The following is a 17,552-nucleotide window of genomic DNA, read 5'->3' as shown; positions in this document are numbered from 1 at the left end:
CAGGCCCGACGACTGAGGCCCGGCTCCCTCGGGGGAGCCGGGCCTCGGTGTTTGCCCGGGGTCACCCCTGGGCGGCGTTCTTCTTCTCCTCGGCGTCCTCGATGACGGCCTCGGCCACCTGCTGCATGGACATCCGCCGGTCCATCGACGTCTTCTGGATCCACCGGAACGCAGCCGGCTCGGTCAGCCCGTACTGCGTCTGCAGCACGCTCTTCGCCCGGTCCACCAGCTTCCGCGTCTCCAGCCGCTGCGAGAGGTCGGCGACCTCCTTCTCCAGAGCCTTCAGCTCCGAGAACCGCGACACCGCCATCTCGATGGCGGGCACCACATCGCTCTTGCTGAACGGCTTGACCAGGTACGCCATGGCACCGGCGTCCCGGGCCCGCTCGACGAGATCGCGCTGCGAGAACGCGGTCAGCATGAGGACGGGGGCGATGGACTCCTCGGCGATCTTCTCAGCCGCGGAGATCCCGTCGAGAACGGGCATCTTCACATCGAGGATCACCAGATCGGGCCGGTGCTCCCGGGCCAGCTCCACCGCCGTCTGCCCATCGCCGGCCTCACCGACGACGGAGTAGCCCTCCTCCTCCAGCATCTCCTTGAGGTCGAGCCGGATGAGCGCCTCGTCCTCGGCGATGACGACGCGGGTCGTCAGCGGGGGGACGTGCGACTGGTCGGCGTCGGGCGTAGGCGTCGACTCGTGCTCGGCGGTCACGGTGGCTCCTTGATGCGGGGCGGTGCTGCTTGGATGAGCCTACCTAGCAGCGCGCTCGCGCACGCACCCGGTACACTCCGACATGCAGCACGCCGGGTTGGCGCAACTGGCTGACGCGGAGGTCTCAAACACCTCTGTCCGAAAGGACGTGTGGGTTCGAATCCCATACCCGGCACCGTCCGAAAAGCGGACGTTCACCTTCGTGTGAACGTTCGCTTTTTCGCATTCTGAGGCGGGCCCGCTCGCCCAGAGTAATCGCATGCACTTTCACAGCCTCGAAGTGCGCCAGGTCGCACTCACGCTCCTCCGCTCCGGCGTCAAGAACGCGGAGGTCGCCCGACGGCTCAGCGTTCCCCTCGGCACCATCGGCTACTGGAAGCACCTGGACCGTGCCAAACGCGGCGAGTGTCCGGGACGAGGAGGTTCCCGGGACTGCCCACGCTGCCATGACGCACCTCTGGACCGTGCCGCCTACTCGTACCTCCTAGGGCTGTATCTGGGCGACGGCCACATCAGCAAGTACTCCGGGCACCGGACGTACAGCCTCATGATCACGTTGGACGACCATTGGCCCGGCATCCAGAACGAGGCAGAAGCGGCACTGCGAACGGTGTTCCCAGCGCGCTCGACCTGCCGGGTTCGTGTGAAGGGTGCCCACAACGTCAAGGTGTACTCGAAACACCTGCCCTGCCTGTTCCCACAGCACGGACCGGGCAGGAAGCATGAACGCCTGATAGCGCTCGAAGCATGGCAGCAGGAGATCGTCGATGGACACCCATGGGAGTTCGTCAGAGGGCTGATCCACTCGGACGGCTGCCGCATCACGAACTGGACCGTCCGCAACGGCAAGCGGTACGAGTACCCGCGGTACTGGTTCACCAACGTCTCGGACGACATCAGGCGGCTCTTCACGGACACACTCGACCGCCTCGGGGTCGCGTGGAGGAACTGCACCCGCCACGGCAAGCCGTACAACGTGTCCATCGCCCGCAAAGCGTCCGTCGCCCTCATGGATCTGCACGTCGGCCCCAAGCACTGAGCTCGGGGCCGGCGCGGCGCGGAGCGGGGTGTCAGCGGAGGGGGTCGCCGATGTGGTGGACGCGGACCAGGTTGGTGGAGCCCGGGACGCCGGGCGGGGAGCCCGCGGTGATGACCACCACGTCACCCGGGACGCAGCGCCCGATCCGCAGGAGTTCCTCGTCGACCTGGGCGACCATCGCGTCGGTGGAGTCCACGTGCGGTCCGAGGAAGGTTTCCACCCCCCAGGTGAGGTTGAGCTGGGAGCGGGTGGCCGGCTCCGGGGTGAAGGCCAGGAGCGGGATCGGTGAGCGGTAGCGGGAGAGGCGGCGGACCGTGTCGCCGCTCTGGGTGAAGGCGACCAGGAACTTGGCGCCGAGGAAGTCGCCCATTTCGGCGGCGGCTCGCGCGACCGCACCCCCCTGCGTCCGGGGCTTATTGCGTTCGGTGAGCGGCGGCAACCCCTTCGCGAGGATGTCTTCCTCGGCGGCGGCCACGATGCGGGACATGGTGCGGACGGTTTCGACGGGGAATTTGCCGACGCTGGTTTCGCCCGAAAGCATGACGGCGTCGGTGCCGTCGATGATGGCGTTGGCGACGTCGGAGGCTTCCGCCCGGGTGGGGCGGGAGTTGTCGATCATCGAGTCGAGCATCTGGGTGGCGACGATGACGGGCTTGGCGTTGCGCTTGGCGAGCTTGATGGCGCGCTTCTGGACGATGGGGACGAGTTCCAGGGGCATTTCGACGCCGAGGTCGCCGCGGGCGACCATGATGCCGTCGAACGCGGCGACGATCTCGTCGATGTTCTCGACGGCCTGCGGCTTTTCGATCTTGGCGATGACGGGGAGGCGGCGGCCTTCCTCGGCCATGATGCGGTGGACGTCGGTGATGTCGTCGGCGCTGCGGACGAAGGAGAGGGCGATCACGTCGGCGCCGGTGCGCAGGGCCCAGCGGAGGTCTTCGACGTCCTTGGTGGAGAGGGCGGGGACGGAGACGGCGACGCCGGGGAGGTTGAGGCCCTTGTGGTCGGAGACCATGCCGCCTTCGATGACGGTGGTGTGGACGCGGGGGCCTTCGATGGCGGTGACCTGGAGGGTGACGCGGCCGTCGTCGACGAGGATGCGTTCGCCGGTGGTGACGTCGTCGGCGAGGCCGTCGTAGGTGGTGCCGCAGATGTGGCGGTCGCCTTCGATGTCTTCGACGGTGATGGTGAATTCGTCACCGCGTTCAAGGAGTACGGGTCCTTCGCGGAAGCGGCCGAGTCGGATCTTCGGGCCTTGAAGGTCGGCGAGGATTCCGACGCTGCGGCCGGTCTCGTCGGAAGCCTTTCGCACGCGCTGGTAGCGCTCCTCGTGTTCGGCGTAGGTGCCGTGGCTGAGGTTGAGGCGGGCGATGTCCATTCCGGCTTCGACCAGGGCCTTGATCTGGTCGTATGAGGCGGTGGCGGGGCCCAGGGTACATACGATTTTCGCTCGGCGCATGGGCCGAGCGTATGCCCTACCGGGCGGTAGGAAGTGGGGTGTCGGTGTCCGCCCAACAACCTTTGGGGAAAAGCTTGTTGACATGTGTTGAATGGGCGCGGGGGCGCTCTGATGAGCACCCCCGGGGGTGGCGGGTCAGAGCTGTGGCGGGGTCATGGTGAAGCGTGCGTTGACCTGGGCGTAGACGGTCTGGCGCTGGGGTTCGAGGTCAAGCGGGGGCGCTCCGGCGTCTTCGGCGGCTCCGTAGGCCATGGCGCGGAATGCGCCGCCCTGGGCGGCCATGGCGACGGGGGCGGCGTTCTCGGCGCCGAGGTCGGCGAGTTCGAGGAGGGCGGCGAGGCGGGCGCCGAGGGCCTCGGCGTATTCGCGGGCGCGCTGGACGGCTTCGAGGACGGCTTGGCGGCGGGCCTGGCCGTGGGCGGGTGAGTCGGGGCGCAGGGCCCACCAGGGGCCGTCGACGCGGGTGAGGTCGAGGTCGGCGAGGCGGGTGGTGAGTTCGCCGAGGGCGGTGAAGTCGTTGAGTTCGGCGGTGATGTGGACGCGTCCGTGGTAGGCGCGGATGCGTTCGCCGCGGCCGTGGCGGGTGAGTTCGGGGGTGATGGAGAAGGCTCCGGTTTCGAGTTTCTCCACCGGGTCGCCGTAGCTCTTGATGAGGTCGAGGACGGCGTTGTTGCGGCGGGTGAGGTCTTCGAGTGCGGTGCGGCGGTCGGTGCCGCGGGCGCTGACGCTGATGCCGATGCGGGCGATTTCGGGGTCGACTTCGAGGCGGGCCTCGCCGCGGACGGCGACGCGGGGCACTTCGGGGGTTCCGTAGGGCTGGGCGGGCGCTGCGTCTGAGGTCATGAACATCACTCTCGCACTGTCACCCGTTGGGGGGCAGAATCTACGCGCGTTGTTCAGTGTTCACGCCTCACATGGGGAGATGGCATGGCGTTCGATCGCAGGACGTTTCTGGGGACCACGGCCGCTACGGGTGCGGCCGTTGCGCTGGCGGGGGGTTCGGCTGCGCCGGCTGCCGCGCACGGTGGCAGGCCGCCGCGGACGTACTCGTTCACGGTGATGGGGACGACCGATCTGCACGGGAACGTCTTCAACTGGGACTACTTCACGGACCGGGAGTTCGACGACAAGGCGCACAACGATGTCGGTCTGGCGAAGATCTCGACGCTGGTCGAGCAGGTGCGTGCGGAGAAGGGGCGGCGGAACACGCTGCTGATCGATGCGGGCGACACGATTCAGGGCACCCAGTTGTCGTACTACTACGCGAAGGTGGATCCGATCACGGCGCGGCGTGGTCCGGTGCATCCGATGGCGCAGGCGATGAATGCGATCGGCTATGACGCGGCGGCGCTCGGGAACCACGAGTTCAATTACGGCATTCCGGTGTTGCGGAAGTTCGAGGAGCAGTGTGATTTCCCGCTGCTGGGGGCGAATGCGCTGGATGCGAAGACGGCGCGGCCGGCGTTTCCGCCGTACAGCGTGCACCGGTTGCGGACGCCGTGCGGGCGGGATGTGAAGGTGGCGGTGCTGGGTCTGACGAATCCGGGGATCGCGATCTGGGACAAGGCGAACGTGCAGGGGAAGATGACGTTCCCGGGGCTGGAGGAGCAGGCGGCGAAGTATGTGCCGCGGCTGCGGTCGATGGGTGCGGATGTGGTGATCGTGTCGGCGCATTCGGGGTCGAGCGGTACGTCTTCGTACGGTGATCAGCTGCCGTATGTGGAGAATGCGGCGGGTCTGGTGGCGGAGCAGGTGCCGGGGATCGACGCGATCCTGGTGGGGCATGCGCACACGGAGATCCCGGAGTACCGGGTGAAGAACAAGGCGACCGGCAAGGACGTGGTGCTGTCGGAGCCGTTGAAGTGGGGGCAGCGGCTGACTCTGTTCGATTTCGAGCTGGTGTGGTCGCGGGGCCGGTGGTCGGTGGAGCGGGTGTCGGCGAAGGTGCTGAACTCGAACACGGTCGCGGAGGACCCGAAGATCGTCCGGCTGCTGTCGGACGAGCACCGCAAGGTGGTGGCGTATGTGAACCAGGTGATCGGGACGTCCACGCAGGCGATGGTGTCGGCCGAGGGTCCGGTCAAGGACGTGGCGATCATCGATCTGATCAACCATGTGCAGGCGGAGACGGTGCGGGGGGCGCTGGCCGGTTCGGAGTGGGCGGCGTTGCCGGTGCTGTCGCAGGCCTCGTGCTTCTCCCGGACGGCGGCGATTCCGGCGGGTCAGGTGACGATCCGGGATGCGGCGGGTCTGTACCCGTTCGAGAACACGCTGGAGGCACGGGTGCTGACGGGTGCGCAGCTGAGGGACTATCTGGAGTACTCGGCCCGGTATTTCGTGCGGACGGCGCCGGAGGCTCCGGTGGATGCGGCGAAGCTGACGAATGCGGAGGGCATTCCGGACTACAACTACGACGCGGTGTACGGGTTGACGTACGACATCGACATTGCGCAGCCGGTGGGGTCGCGGATCACCGGGCTGTCGTTCGGGGGCGTGCCGGTGGACCCGGCTGCGCAGTTCGTGCTCGCGGTGAACAACTACCGGGCGTCCGGCGGCGGGGCGTTCCCGCATGTGGCGGGGGCCCGGCAGGTGTGGGCGAACTCGGATGAAATCCGTAACACGATCATCCAGTGGGTGAAGGCGAAGGGGACGGTGGATCCGGCGCAGTTCGCTTCGGTGGACTGGCGGCTGACCCGGGCCGGGGTGCTGGTCTTCTAGTTCAGATAGTTCAGAGGTGTTCGACGAGTGGGAGCAGTTCGCCGGTTGCCGGTGGGCGGTGGCGGTGCTGTTCCCGCTGGTCGAGGCCGAAGGTGGTGAAGGCGGTACGGGCCGGCTGGGGGTAGGGGTCCTTGCCGGTGAGGGTGTTGAGGATGGCTGCGCTGCGCCAGGCGGCGAGGCCGAGGTCGGGGGTGCCGACGCCGTGGGTGTGGCGTTCGCCGTTCTGGACGAAGACCGATCCGGTGATGGCGGGGTCGAGGATCATCCGGTGGTTGCGGTCGATGCGGGGGCGTCCGGCGGAGTCCCTGCGGAGGTAGGGGTCGAGTCCGGCGAGGAGGCCGCTGAGCGGTCGTTCGCGGTATCCGGTGGCGAGGACGACGGCGTCGGTGGTGAGCCGGGACCGGGTGCTCTGCTGGGTGTGTTCGAGGTGGAGTTCGACCTTGGTGGTGGCGATGCGGCCGGCGGTGCGGACGGTGACGCCGGGGGTGAGGACGGCGTCGGGCCAGCCGCCGTGGAGGGTGCGTCGGTAGAGCTCGTCGTGGATGGCGGCGATGGTGCCGGCGTCGATGCCTTTGTGGAGTTGCCATTGGGCGGGGACGAGCTGGTCGCGGACGGGTTCGGGGAGGGCGTGGAAGTAGTGGGTGTAGTCGGGGGTGAAGTGTTCCAGGCCGAGCTTCGAGTACTCCATGGGGGCGAAGGAGGGGGTGCGGGCGAGCCAGGTGAGGCGTTCGCGGCCGACGGGGCGGGAGCGGAGCAGGTCGAGGAAGATTTCGGCGCCGGACTGGCCGGATCCGATGACGGTGACGTGTTCGGCGCCGAGGATGCGGGCCCGGTTGTCGAGGTAGTCGGCGGAGTGGATGACGGGGACGGTGGGTGCTTCGGCGAGGGGGCGGAGCGGTTCGGGGATGTGCGGGGCGGTGCCGACGCCGAGGGCGAGGTGGCGGGTGTGGGTGCGGCCGAGGGCTCCGGCTTCGCCGTCGGCATCGAGTTGGGTGAAGTCGATTTCGAAGAGGTCGTGTTCGGGGTTCCAGCGGACGGCGTCGACCTGGTGGCCGAAGTGGAGTCCGGGGAGCCGGCCGGCGACCCAGCGGCAGTAGGCGTCGTACTCGGCGCGCTGGATGTGGAAGTGCTCGGCGAAGTAGAAGGGGAAGAGACGTTCCTTGTGCTTGAGGTAGTTGAGGAAGGTCCAGGGGCTGGTGGGGTCGGCGAGGGTGACGAGGTCGGCGAGGAAGGGGACCTGGAGGGTGGCTCCGTCGATGAGGAGGCCGGGGTGCCAGCGGAAGTCGCGGGACTGGTCGTAGAAGGCGGTGCTGAGGCCGCCGCCTGACCATTCGTGCTGCTGGAGGCCGTGGGCGAGGGCGGCGAGGGAGAGGTTGAAGGGGCCGATGCCGATTCCGACGAGGTCGTGGGGTGCATCGAGCTGGGCGGTCATCGCTGGGTACCTTCCGCTTCCGGGACGTGTCGGAGGACGCGCACCAGGGTGTCCAGGTCCGCAGCCGTGGTGTGGGGGTTGAGGAGGGTGGCCTTGAGCCAGAGGCGGCCGTCGGCGAGGGCCCGGCCGAGGACGGCGTGGCCGCCGTGGAGGAGGCTGCGGCGGAGGGCGGCAAGGTCTTCGTCGCGGGCGCCGGCGGGGCGGAAGAGGACGGTGCTGAGGGTGGGCGCCGAGTGGAGTTCGAAGCGGGGGTCGGCTTCGAGGAGGCGGGCGAGCCGGCGGGCGGCCGTGAGGGTGCTGTCGATGAGCTGGGCGAGGCCGTTCCGGCCGAGGGCGCGGAAGGTGACCGCGATCTTGAGGGCGTCGGCGCGGCGGGTGGTGCGCAGCGAACGGCCGAGGAGGTCGGGGAGGCCGGCTTCGGTGTCGTCGGCGGCGTTGAGGTAGTCGGCCTGGTGGGCGAGCGGAGTGAGGAGGGTGTCGTCGGGGACGGCGAGGAGTCCGGCGGCGACCGGCTGCCAGCCGAGTTTGTGCAGGTCGAGGGTGACCGATCGGGCTCGTTGGAGGCCGTGCAGGGGGGTGTGGTGGCGGGGGTCGGAGCTGAGGGCGAGGGCTCCGCCGTAGGCGGCGTCGATGTGGAGGTCGGCGTGGTGCCGGTCGCAGACGTCGGCGAGGGCGTCGAGGGGGTCGATGAGGCCGGCGTCGGTGGTACCGGCGGTGGCGGTGACGAGGGCGGGGCCGGGGGTGTCGGCGAGGGCCCGGTCGAGGGTGGCGGGGTCGAGGGTGCCGGTGGGGGTGGGGAGGGTGCGGGGGGTGGGGAGGCCGAGGAGCCAGGCGGCGCGGGGGATGGAGTGGTGGGCGTTGGCGCCGTGGAGCACGGTGAGGGCGGGGCCGTGGCGTTCCCGGGCGAGGAGCAGGGCGAGCTGGTTGGACTCGGTGCCGCCGGTGGTGACGAGGGCGTCGGCGGTGGGGTGGCCGGGGTAGAGGGCGGCGGCGAGGGCTCGGGTGAGGCGGGCTTCGAGGGCGGAGGCGGCGGGGGCCTGGTCCCAGGAGTCGAGGGAGGCGTTGAGGACGGAGGCGGCGAGGTCCGCGGCGGCGGCGAGGGCGAGGGGCGGGGTGTGGAGGTGGGCGGCGCAGAGGGGTTCGGCGGGGTCTGCGGAGCCGGCGGCGAGGGTGTGGACGAGGGTGCTGAGGGCTTCGGCGGTGCCGGTGCCGGTGGTGGGGAGTACGTCGCCCAGTGCGCTGATGGAGTCGGCGACGGCTGAGGGGCCGCCGGCGGGGAGGGGGCCGTGGCGGTCGCGGGCGCCGGCGTGCAGGGCGTCGAGGACGGTGTCGAGGAGGGGGCGCAGGGCGGCAGGGCCGTCGGCGCCGCCGGCGAGGGGCGGGAGCGGCGGTCCGGGCGGGCCGTCGGCTCCGCCGGTGGGGGGCGGGTGCGGGCCGGGGTGCGCTGGCATGGGGTCCTCGTTGCGCGGGCGGGGGCGGGGTGGGGGTGTGCCCCGGTGGGTGCAACGAGTGGGTGGGGGTGGAGGTAACCCCGGGTTCCGGCCACACGGTTGATCTCGGCGGGCGGGTTGACGCTGCGCGGCACCGTTCCCCCACCCGCCCCTCCCCCGGCTGTACCGATATGGGGCTCCGCCGCGTGGGGGGGCTCCGGCCCGGACCCCGCTTCCCGGGCTCCGCCCGGCCGATTCTGGGCTCCGCCCCGGCTCCTCCCCCGCCAGGGCTTCGCCCGGCGGTCCGCCCCGGCCCGTCCGGTGCTTCTGGCAGGCCCGGTCTACTCCCAGTCCTCTTCGGTCTCCTCGTCCTCGTCGTCCTCGTCCAGCGCTTCCGGCCGGTGGTTGTAGATGACGGCCGCCAGCGCACGAACCCGGTCGTCGATGGGCTCCCACTCCGGAAGGGAGCCGAAGGCGGTCAGTGTCGTCTGCTTGGCCTCGGGCGATGCGACGCAGGCGAGGAGGTCGTCGAGTTTCTCCTCGGCGGTCTCGATGGCCCGTACGAGTGCCCGCCGCTTGGTTTCGATGAGTTCGGCGATGTCGAGCTCTGTGTCCTCGCCCTCTTCCTCGTCCTCCAGCTCCCGCGCTCTGACGGGGTCGGAAGCCAGTACCAGTCGCCAGGGGGTAAGGGCCAGGGCTGCGACGCCACCTCGGTCTCTGCGGAGCCGGTCCGGGCGGGCGAGGTCGACGTCCGGGATGGTGTACATCTCTGCCTGATCGCGGCTGAGCAGCTGCGCCGGCGAGAAGGAGTTCGCGCATTCGCGTTCCGCGTCGAAGGCATTGGCCGCGACCGCCAGGAGCCACAGGCCCTCTTCGTTCTCGGCGAGGCCCGCGATCAGCTGGTCGACGTTGGTCCGCCAGGGGACCGTGTTGCCGACGGCCGAGCCGACGTTCCGTGTCACCAGCTTGTCGGTCAGCAGGGCTGTTCCGCCCGCGACCGCCAGTGTCCGCTGAGCGTCCCTGTCACCGGCAAGGGCCGGCGGGACAAGGGTGGTGAAGTCCTCGCAAGGGACCGGGGACCACTCGCCCATCACCGCCTTCGACAGCACGCCGCCGTTGGCCCATGCGTTGCGCGCCTGCTTCAGCGTGGCCGATTTGGCCCCCCGCCACGGCAGGTCGATGATCGGCCCCAGGAGTTCCGCATAGCCCGGGGTCGTCATCCGGCGGGTGCCCTTGATGTCCTTGGCATGGCGCTTGACCTGGTCGAACACCTCCGGCCTGGTGAGTTGGTGGACCAGGTAGACGGCTCGCCAGAGCGGTGTTCCCGGAATGCGCTGGTCGTTGAAGATCTGCGGGAGTTCTTCCGGGCTTCTGCGGCCGAGTGCGAGACCCACCGTTCCTTCGAGCAGCGCGGTCTCCGTCTGGCCGCTGAGATGGACCCTGCGCAGGGCGCGCGAGCCGACTTCCACGTTCTGGGCGGCGGATTCCCAGACTTTGAACTCGACGTGCACCGAGGCGAGGATGCTACGGACCGCGTCGTCGAACACTTCCTCGGCCGGGAGCCCGGTCGCCCCGTGCATGCGGAGACCCACGGTGATCTGTGCCGGCACCACGAGGGTCTGCCCCAGCCGGACGGACCGGTCTGCGGGGTGCTGGGAGCCGAGCCCTTGGTAGAACTCGGCCTGGAGGCCGGCGAGGGCTTCCTGACGTCCGACGGCCATGCGCTGGCTGCGCGGCTTCTCCATTCCGCGGCGTTGGGGCTTCTCGGCGAGCAGCAGATCTGTGGCTGTCCTGGCAATCTGCTCCGGTCCGGGCGAGTCCTCTCCCGTGAGGAGGGCCCAGGCGCTGGTGAGCCTGGTGATGCCGTCGCGGACCACCAGCACGTCGATCGGCTCGGACCCGTCTGTGAATTCGAGGCGCGCCGGATGGGCGATGACGGCTCGGGTGATCCGTCGGGCGAGGATCGACTGGTCGTACGGATCCGGGTTGGCTCGCCGGGTTGCTGCGATGGTCTGCCTGAGGTGTGCGCGAAGGTGTGCGAGGTCACGGTAGGTGTAGACAACGCAGGCGAGTGGCTTGCCGGTGTCGTCGATATCACCGAGTACGTGGGGGTCCTCGATGGGCAGGGCTTCCTGTCCGGTACGCGGCTGCAGTCCTGGGAAGAGTTCGGTGAGCCAGGCCCGGGTGTGGAGCGACCGCAGCGTGGCGCCTTCGACATGCTCCTCGATGAGTGCGGCGAGTCGGCCCTTCTGGGCGCGAAGCTGAGCTGCCGCCGAGTCGGGGGAGACAATCGCGCGGGCGACCGCGTGCCAGGAGTCCAGCCCCAGTGCCGTGCCTGTCGACGTCAGGCCGGCCTTGACCAGTGCCCCTCGCTCGGATACCGAAGAGAGGTCGGGGAGGCTTCGCTCGAACCCGGAGACCGTGAACTGTTCGTTCTCGTAAAGGAAGGTAAACGTTTGTGGCCCCTGACCGGCCTCCTCCGCCTCATCACCTTCAGTTGTCACAGGCTCTTGGAATTGAGTCGGAATTCCCATCCTTCTCCTTCGATTTTCAGGTGTTCTGAGGGTGAGGCTCTGACCATTCCAATGGCCTCGTGTGGTAAAGGCCGCTACACTGGAGGCGTAGTCCGGGTCGCGCCTTGGTGCGGCCAGGTCTGCTTTCACGGAGCCCCGGCCGGTAGGCCGGGGCTCCGTCGTGTGCGGGTTCACGCCTCTCGCGGCAGCGCAGCCTTCGGCAGGTGGCGCTGGTGCCAGTGCCGTGCGTAGTCCTGCCCCCTGTCGCCGGCGATGACCTGACAGGCGGTCCAGGCCACCAGGTCGGCGGCCTGGAGCGGTACGGATTCGTGGGCGGGGACCTGGAGGACGGGGCGGACGATGCCGGTTGGCTGGAGTTCGTCGTACACCTGGTCGTACAGGCGGTCGGTTCCGTCGCCGTCGATGACGAGGCCGGCGGTCTGGCCGTCCTGTGCGAGCCGGCTGTCCACCTCGCGTACGAGCCCGGTGAAGGCGAGCTGTTTGGCCGCACGGAAGTCACGATGGACGGAATAGACCGAGCGGACAGCCAGTCCAGGGCTTCCGCCGATCAGGTCCAACGCGCTCTGCGCCATGCGGCGGCGGTCGGCCTTCGTGGGGTTGCGTGCGCCGGGTCGCCCCCGGCCGCCGAGGAAGGGGCTGGCGTGAAGCTCGTATTCGACCGGAACACCGTAATCGTGGAACCACGTTAAGCGGAGTTCGGCCCAGGCCCGGTCGAACGCGTGCCACGCGGCGGGTTCCGCGGCGATGGCGGTGAAGGAGGCGAACGTGTTGGGGATACCGGAGTCGTCGATGTAGATGATCTGGTCGACGGAGTGGTGCGCGTTGATGGCTGGAATGCCCTTCGATGGATCCAGTCAGGACTCGGGTGTCGTGCGGCTGCACCGCTCGACCCGGGGTGTGGATCCATGCGATACGCGCTGCGTCGACCCGGAGATTCGCTCGACGGACCGTCGCTCGCACCCTTTCGCCCTATACGGTCGGGGCAACAGGGCCAGTTCGGGGCTCCTACCGGAGCATCCGGCCAATGCCGGACACCGCGTCACGTATCACCAAGTGGCGTGTGTCATGGAAGACACTAGCACCTCACCTGTCACAGCGTCAGATATTCCCTCCTGCAGCCAAACCTCCCGACTCCCCCCGCACTTGGAGAGCCGGGAGTGAAGTCCCGCCCCGCTACCTGCCGTTGACCCGGCCCACGTTCAACGCGCGGGTGAGGTCGTCCAGGTGGTCGGTGAGTTTGCGGCGGAGGAGGGGGAGGAGGTCCTCGTGCTTCAGGCAGGTGCGGGCCAGCTGGAGGTTGTCCTCGTCGATGGCGTACACGGGGAACGCGTGGCGGCCCGCCGCTTCGGCGATGGCGGGGCCGCGGCGGGCGGCGAGGGCGACCGCGTCGGTGTAGAAGCGGGGGACGTAGGAACCGACGAGTTCGGACTGCTCGGGCTGCCAGAAGCCCTGCGCGGTCGCGGTGAACAGGTAGTTGGACAGGGTGTCGTCGTGGAACATGCGGTCCCAGGCGATGGCCTTGGCCTCCGGGTGGGGCAGGGCCGCCCGGCAGCGGGCCGCGCCTTCCTGGCCGGTGGCGCTGGGGTCGGCGGCGAGGGCTTCGGCGATCTCGGGTTCGTCGATCGCGCCGAGGACGGCGAGCCGGGCGAGGATGCGCCAGCGCAGCTCGGGGTCGAGTTCGGGGCCGCCGGTGACGGTGCCGTCGGCCAGCCAGGCGGCGATGGCGTCGGGCTGGGTGGCGCTGTCGATGAAGGTGCGTACGGCGGCGAGGCGCAGGCCGGGTCCGGTGCCTGAGGTGGCGGCGGTGCTGGTCCAGTCCTCCGAGGTCAGGCCTTCGGTACGGCGGATCAGGGCGCGGGCGACGGAGGTGATGAGGGCGAGGGCGCCGGGGCGGTCGGCGGCCGGGAGGTAGCGGTCGGCGATCTGGGTGCGGGCGAAGCCGAGGACGCCCTGGACGATGGCGAGGTCGGTCTCCTCCGGGAGGTGCGCGTGGACGGTCTCCAGGTAGGCGACGGGTCCGAGTTCGCCGTCGCGGACCATGTCGCGGAGGGCGTTCCACACGACGGCGCGGGTCAGGGCGGAGGGGATCGCGGAGAGCGAGCGGAGGGCCGTCTCCCGGGAGGTCTCGTCGAAGCGGATCTTGGCGTAGCCGAGGTCGCCGTCGTTGAGGAGGAGGAGGGTGGGGCGGGGCCCGGCGACGGAGATGATCTCGTCGGAGGGGACGTCCAGGTCGAGGTGCTCGCGGAGTTCCAGTTGGCCGTCGGGGGTGCGGTCGTACAGGCCGGCGGTGATGCGGTGCGGCCGGCTGCCGTTGTGGTCGACGGTGAGGGTCCAGCCTCCGGTGCTCTCCTGGATCCGGGGGGTGAGGGTGTCGATGCCGGTGGTGCGCAGCCAGGTGTCGGCCCAGGCGTGGACGTCGCGGTCGGTGTGGGCGGCCAGCGAGTCGACGAAGTCGGCGAGGGAGGCGTTGGCGAATTTGTGGCGGGCGAAGTGGGTGTTGATGCCGGCCAGGAAGTCCTTTTCGCCGAGCCAGGCGACGAGCTGGCGGAGGGCGGAGGCGCCCTTGGCGTAGGAGATGCCGTCGAAGTTGAGGAGGGCGGCGGCGGTGTCGGGGACTCCGTCGGGGTCGGGGGCGACGGGGTGGGTGGAGGGCCGCTGGTCGGCGTCGTATCCCCAGGCCTTGCGGGTGATGCCGAATTCGGTCCAGGCGCCGGTGAAGCGGGTGGCTTCCGCGGCGGTCTGGTAGCCCATGTATTCGGCGAAGGACTCGTTCAGCCAGATGTCGTCCCACCAGCGGAGGGTGACCAGGTCGCCGAACCACATGTGGGCCATTTCGTGGGAGATGACCATGGCGCGGGTCTGGCGTTCGGTGTCGGTGACGGCCGAGCGGAAGATGAACTCGTCACGGAAGGTGACCAGGCCGGGGTTTTCCATGGCGCCGGCGTTGAATTCGGGGACGAAGGCCTGGTCGTAGGAGTCGAAGGGGTAGGGCTCGGTGAACTTCTGCTGGTAGCGGTCGAAGCAGGCTTTGGTGACGGAGAGGATCTCCTCGGCGTCGGTGTCCATGTGGGGGGCCAGGGACTGGCGGCAGTGGATACCGAAGGGCAGTCCGGCGTGTTCGGTGGTCACCGAGTGCCAGGGGCCGGCGGCGACGGCGGCCAGGTAGGTGGAGATGACGGGGGTGGCGGCGGACTGCCAGATGCCGGCGCCGTCGGTGTCGCGGGTGCCGGTGTGCTCGGTGATGCCGTTGGCGAGGACGGTCCAGCCGGCCGGGGCGGTGACGGTGAACTCGAAGACGGCCTTGAGGTCGGGCTGGTCGAAGGCGGCGAACACGCGCTGCACGTCGTCCATGAACATCTGGGTGTAGACGTACGTCCGGTCGTCGGCCGGGTCGGTGAAGCGGTGCATGCCCTCGCCCGTGTGCGAGTAGCGCATCCGGGTGTCGACGCGCAGCTCGTGCGGGCCCTCGGTGAGGCCGGTGAGGGGCAGCCGGTTGTCGGTGAGGGTCGCCGGGTCGACGGGGTCGCCGTCGAGGGTGGCGGAGCGCAGCTCTTCGGGTTTCAGTTCGACGAAGGTGTCGCCCGCTGCGCGTGTGGTGAAGCGGATGACGGTGGTCGAGTCGAAGCCGGTGTCTCCGCCGGTCAGGTCGAGGGTGACCGTGTAGCGGTGGACGTCGAGGAGCTGGGCGCGGGTGTGCGCTTCGTTGCGCGTCAGTACGGGCATGGGGCCCATGCTGCCCGACGGAGCGGCCGGGTCACAGGGGCCTCCGGCCGCCTTATTCTTCGCCCGCAGCGATCGTCTCGTGGTGGCGGATGACCTCGGCGATGATGAAGTTCAGAAGCTTCTCGGCGAAGGCCGGGTCGAGTTTGGCGTTCTCGGCGAGCTGGCGCAGCCGGGCGATCTGGCGGGCCTCGCGGCCGGGGTCGGCGGGGGGCAGCTGGTGCCGGGCCTTGAGGTGGCCGACCTGCTGGGTGCATTTGAAGCGTTCGGCGAGCATGTAGACCACGGCCGCGTCGATGTTGTCGATGCTGTCCCGGAGCCGGGCCAGTTCGGCGACCACCTCGGGGGCGGTCAGGTCCTCGGCGGTGAGGGCCTCGGCAATCACGTCGTCGCTGCTGTTCATGGTCCTTGAGCTTACGTGGCCGGGCCGGGGGTTTTCGTGGTCGGCCGGTCTGTGAGACGGCTTCCTCGAGCGGTGGGCGAGGCGGGCTCCGCCTAGCCGGGGTGGGGTCAGCCGAGGGGGAGGACGGCGGTGACCGTCCAGCCGCCTTCGGGGGTGGGGCCGGCGGTGAGGGTGCCGCCCATGGCCTCGGCGCGTTCGGTCATGCCGGCCAGGCCGTAGCCGCCGCCGCGGGCCTGGTCGGAGAGGCGGGCGGGGTGGCCTCCGTCGTCGGTGATGCGGAGTTCCAGGCCGGCCGGGACGGTGCGCAGGCCGATCCGGACGGCGGTGGCGCCGGCGGCGTGCTTGGCGATGTTGGTGAGGGCTTCGAGGACGATGCGGTGGGCGGTGGCGGCGATCTCGGCGGGCAGCCGGTCGTCCAGGCCGTTCTCGATGGTGAGGACCACGGGCGGGCCGGTGGCGGAGAACCGTTCGGTGAGCTCGCGGAGCTCCTGCAGGCCCGCGACGGGGGCGGTGCCGGCCGGGGCGTCCTCTTCGCGGAGGACCTTGACCAGGCGGCGCATGGAGCCGAGTGCCTCGTCTCCGGCGCGTTCGATCCGGGCGAGGATCGCGTCGGTGCGGGCGGGGTCCGGGTCGGCGGCGACCTGGGTGAAGCGGGCGGCGCGGGCCTCCACGACGATGCCGGTGACGTGGTGGGCGACCAGGTCGTGGAGCTCGCGGGCCAGCTCCAGGCGTTCGGCGGTGCGTACGGCGTGCAGGTCGCGGACGCGTTGGGCGGCCTGGACCCGTAGCAGGAGGGAGTAGCCGCCGACGACCACGGTGAGGACGGAGAAGAGGAGGGAGAAGCGGCCGGGGTCGATGTCGCGGACGGGTACGGCCATGCAGCCGAGGCCGAGGAGCGGGCCGAGGACGGCGGCGGTGCGGGTGGGGGCGCGGAGCAGGACGGAGCTGAGGAGGACGAGCAGGGCGGCGGCCTCGCCGATGCCCCAGACCACGAGGGGACGGTTGGTGAGGATGAGGATGAGGGTGGTGGTCCAGGTGGTGGCGGCGGCGAAGGCGGCCCGGAGGGTCAGGGACAGGCCCGGCCAGGGGACGGCGCTGAGGCACACGAGGAGGCCGGAGGTCCAGACGACGGCGTGCGGGAAGGTGGGCTGGCGGGCGAGGAGGATGCCTTCGAGGGTGACCAGGCCCAGGAGGACGGCCGTGAGGGCGGTACGGGCGCAGAGGGCGGCGCGGGGGTGGCGTCGGGCCCAGCCGGCGAGGGGGCTCATGGGTTCGCGGGGTTCATGGGGTGCTCGCGGCCAGGCCGCTCTCCCAGGCCCAGGCGGCGATCTCGACGCGGTTGCGGGCGCCGAGTTTGGCCTGCACGTTGGCCAGGTGGGTCTTGACGGTGGACAGCGAGACGTAGAGTTCCGCGGCGATCTCGGCGTTGGTGAGGCCGCGGGCGAGACAGCGTACGACGTCCCGTTCGCGTTCCGTGAGGGCTTCGGCGGGGTGCCAGGCGGAGGCGGCCGGGGTGCGGGGGGCCATGTCGCGGAGCAGGCGGACGGTGATGGCCGGTGACACCAGGGCGTCTCCGACGGCGGCGGCACGGACCGCTTCAACCAGCATGGCCGGGCTGGCGTCTTTCAGGAGGAAGCCGGAGGCTCCGCCGTGGAGCGCCGCGTGGACGTATTCGTCGAGGTCGAAGGTGGTGACGATGACGATGCGGGGTGGGCTGCTGCGGCCGGCGAGGCGGCGGGTGACTTCGAGGCCGTCCAGTTTCGGCATGCGGATATCGAGGAGGAGGACGTCCGGCCGGTGTGCTTCGACGGCGGCGAGGGCGGCTTCGCCGTCGCCGGCGTCGGCGAGCACGGTCATGTCCGGCTGGCTCTCCAGGATCATCCGGAAGCCGGTTCTGACCATCTCCTGGTCGTCCGCGATGACCACGCTGATCGTCATGCGCTGCCTGCCCCACTGTCGCCCGGTGCGGGTGGATCCTTCGGATCCTTCCCATGGGACCGGGCCGGGGGTCGGCCCGCAACCGCGCAGCGGGGTGCCTCGCCCTTCCGGCCGGTGCGGGACCGGCCAGAAGGACGAGGCGGGTGTGCGGTGCGGGCCGGGGC

13 protein-coding genes and 1 tRNA gene are annotated in these 17,552 nt (G+C 70.0%); 3 read left to right on the top strand and 11 right to left on the bottom strand.

Annotated elements, in window-relative coordinates:
- Positions 1-61: 61 nt before the first annotated feature.
- On the bottom strand, positions 62-715 hold the full coding sequence (locus DEJ50_RS25255) for an ANTAR domain-containing response regulator (protein ID WP_150210395.1): 654 nt from the start codon (positions 713-715) through the stop codon (positions 62-64).
- A 91-nt stretch (positions 716-806) separates the two neighbouring features.
- Here DEJ50_RS25255 and DEJ50_RS25250 point away from each other — a divergent pair.
- Positions 807-890: transfer RNA gene (locus tag DEJ50_RS25250), tRNA-Leu, on the top strand.
- An 84-nt stretch (positions 891-974) separates the two neighbouring features.
- Positions 975-1,754 (top strand): helix-turn-helix domain-containing protein, encoded by a 780-nt coding sequence (locus tag DEJ50_RS25245; RefSeq protein WP_150210394.1) that lies wholly within the window; start codon positions 975-977, stop codon positions 1,752-1,754.
- A gap of 31 nt (positions 1,755-1,785) precedes the next feature.
- Here the strand turns inward: DEJ50_RS25245 and pyk are convergent, their stop codons facing one another.
- Positions 1,786-3,213 carry a pyruvate kinase gene (pyk, locus tag DEJ50_RS25240; RefSeq protein ID WP_150210393.1) on the bottom strand — a complete coding sequence of 476 codons (1,428 nt, stop codon included), beginning with the start codon at positions 3,211-3,213 and terminating at the stop codon, positions 1,786-1,788.
- A gap of 135 nt (positions 3,214-3,348) precedes the next feature.
- Complete coding sequence (locus DEJ50_RS25235) at positions 3,349-4,056, bottom strand: SIMPL domain-containing protein (RefSeq protein ID WP_150210392.1); 708 nt, start codon at positions 4,054-4,056, stop codon at positions 3,349-3,351.
- Positions 4,057-4,140: 84 nt separating this feature from the next.
- Between DEJ50_RS25235 and DEJ50_RS25230 the strand changes: the two genes are divergently transcribed.
- Positions 4,141-5,931, top strand: coding sequence for a bifunctional metallophosphatase/5'-nucleotidase (locus tag DEJ50_RS25230; protein WP_150210391.1), 1,791 nt, complete (start codon positions 4,141-4,143; stop codon positions 5,929-5,931).
- Positions 5,932-5,941: 10 nt separating this feature from the next.
- Here the strand turns inward: DEJ50_RS25230 and DEJ50_RS25225 are convergent, their stop codons facing one another.
- The 8 genes from DEJ50_RS25225 to DEJ50_RS25190 all read right to left on the bottom strand — a co-directional run bounded on the left by DEJ50_RS25225 (position 5,942) and on the right by DEJ50_RS25190 (position 17,388).
- On the bottom strand, positions 5,942-7,363 hold the full coding sequence (locus DEJ50_RS25225) for a lysine N(6)-hydroxylase/L-ornithine N(5)-oxygenase family protein (protein WP_150210390.1): 1,422 nt from the start codon (positions 7,361-7,363) through the stop codon (positions 5,942-5,944).
- Entirely contained in the window at positions 7,360-8,814 is a 1,455-nt protein-coding gene (locus tag DEJ50_RS25220; protein ID WP_150210389.1) for a pyridoxal phosphate-dependent decarboxylase family protein, read from the bottom strand. The genes DEJ50_RS25225 and DEJ50_RS25220 overlap by 4 nt, the downstream gene beginning before the upstream one ends.
- Positions 8,815-9,134: 320 nt before the next feature.
- A complete protein-coding gene (locus DEJ50_RS25215) occupies positions 9,135-11,297 on the bottom strand; it encodes a hypothetical protein (RefSeq protein ID WP_150210388.1) in 2,163 nt (720 codons plus the stop codon).
- Positions 11,298-11,497: 200 nt separating this feature from the next.
- Positions 11,498-12,118, bottom strand: a complete 621-nt coding sequence (locus DEJ50_RS25210; protein WP_223838168.1) for a DUF3800 domain-containing protein — start codon at positions 12,116-12,118, stop codon at positions 11,498-11,500.
- Between the two features lie 382 nt (positions 12,119-12,500).
- Positions 12,501-15,050, bottom strand: coding sequence for an aminopeptidase N (pepN, locus tag DEJ50_RS25205; protein ID WP_150210386.1), 2,550 nt, complete (start codon positions 15,048-15,050; stop codon positions 12,501-12,503).
- A gap of 52 nt (positions 15,051-15,102) precedes the next feature.
- Entirely contained in the window at positions 15,103-15,450 is a 348-nt protein-coding gene (locus DEJ50_RS25200; protein ID WP_223837906.1) for a chorismate mutase, read from the bottom strand.
- 107 nt (positions 15,451-15,557) lie between these two features.
- The gene (locus DEJ50_RS25195) at positions 15,558-16,718 is read right to left on the bottom strand and encodes a sensor histidine kinase (protein ID WP_150210385.1); all 1,161 of its coding nucleotides are present in this window, start codon (positions 16,716-16,718) and stop codon (positions 15,558-15,560) included.
- A 13-nt stretch (positions 16,719-16,731) separates the two neighbouring features.
- Complete coding sequence (locus DEJ50_RS25190) at positions 16,732-17,388, bottom strand: response regulator (RefSeq protein ID WP_150210384.1); 657 nt, start codon at positions 17,386-17,388, stop codon at positions 16,732-16,734.
- Positions 17,389-17,552: the final 164 nt, after the last annotated feature.

The organism is Streptomyces venezuelae, from assembly GCF_008642295.1.
Lineage (GTDB): Bacteria > Actinomycetota > Actinomycetes > Streptomycetales > Streptomycetaceae > Streptomyces > Streptomyces venezuelae_C.
This window is presented reverse-complemented; position numbering and strand designations above follow the sequence as displayed.

Bases quoted from the DNA above. Each gene is read 5' to 3' on its own strand.
- DEJ50_RS25190 (WP_150210384.1), bottom strand. From the start codon at position 17,388: ATGACGATCAGCGTGGTCATCGCGGACGACCAGGAGATGGTCAGAACC.
- DEJ50_RS25230 (WP_150210391.1), top strand. From the start codon at position 4,141: ATGGCGTTCGATCGCAGGACGTTTCTGGGGACCACGGCCGCTACGGGT.
- DEJ50_RS25220 (WP_150210389.1), bottom strand. From the start codon at position 8,814: ATGCCAGCGCACCCCGGCCCGCACCCGCCCCCCACCGGCGGAGCCGAC.
- DEJ50_RS25245 (WP_150210394.1), top strand. From the start codon at position 975: ATGCACTTTCACAGCCTCGAAGTGCGCCAGGTCGCACTCACGCTCCTC.
- pyk (WP_150210393.1), bottom strand. From the start codon at position 3,213: ATGCGCCGAGCGAAAATCGTATGTACCCTGGGCCCCGCCACCGCCTCA.
- DEJ50_RS25200 (WP_223837906.1), bottom strand. From the start codon at position 15,450: ATGAACAGCAGCGACGACGTGATTGCCGAGGCCCTCACCGCCGAGGAC.
- pepN (WP_150210386.1), bottom strand. From the start codon at position 15,050: ATGCCCGTACTGACGCGCAACGAAGCGCACACCCGCGCCCAGCTCCTC.
- DEJ50_RS25225 (WP_150210390.1), bottom strand. From the start codon at position 7,363: ATGACCGCCCAGCTCGATGCACCCCACGACCTCGTCGGAATCGGCATC.
- DEJ50_RS25195 (WP_150210385.1), bottom strand. From the start codon at position 16,718: ATGAGCCCCCTCGCCGGCTGGGCCCGACGCCACCCCCGCGCCGCCCTC.
- DEJ50_RS25235 (WP_150210392.1), bottom strand. From the start codon at position 4,056: ATGACCTCAGACGCAGCGCCCGCCCAGCCCTACGGAACCCCCGAAGTG.